Here is a 576-nt window from a genome sequence, read left to right as displayed (position 1 = left end):
AGAGAGACTGCAAGGAAACAACATTGCGTATCCATGATGGAAATTCGGCCGCGCCTTTATTTGCGTATATGTTTAGGCTGATCGATTTTAATGTCCGGCAGTTTTCCAAAAATAACGGCCATGTTCCTTTGAATTCACCGGAAATACCCAGCCCCTCAATTGCTCCTGTTGCAAAAAGAAAGGCGAAGGCAGGCAAATGTTCCGTATCTATATCTACGGTTTTTATATTTTGCAATTCATTCCGCCGAGTTTGACACGCTTCAAACGCGGCGCGTATGTCATCATTCGAAAATTTATCAAGGTCATATATACACAGCCGTCCTGATTCGGAATCGCGAGCTTCTTCAATTTCTTTTATTAATTTTTCAACAGGAGACATATCTTTTTCAGATTTCGTCTTCCTCCAGACAATATCCTCTGGAAGAGAAAAGTTCCATCCTTGTGTTTCTCCGATATAGGATATAAATTTTGCCCTTTGTTTCCGCAGATAGTCGTCATTTTTTTTATATTAGGACTCATTATATTTAATGCCTTCCTCAAGTTGACTGCGGATTCGCCGCGACACTTTGCGGTAAG

Annotated in this window: 1 protein-coding gene; it reads right to left on the bottom strand. The window is 40.8% G+C overall.

Annotated features, from left to right (window positions below; all coding sequences use genetic code 11):
- Positions 1 to 379, bottom strand: a 379-nt coding sequence (locus ACYVRA_RS08315) for a hypothetical protein (RefSeq protein WP_461252260.1), incomplete at its 3' end; no start/stop codon positions are given.
- Between the last annotated feature and the right edge of the window lie 197 nt (positions 380 to 576).

This window comes from Treponema sp. R8-4-B8 (assembly GCF_054786175.1).
This window is presented reverse-complemented; position numbering and strand designations above follow the sequence as displayed.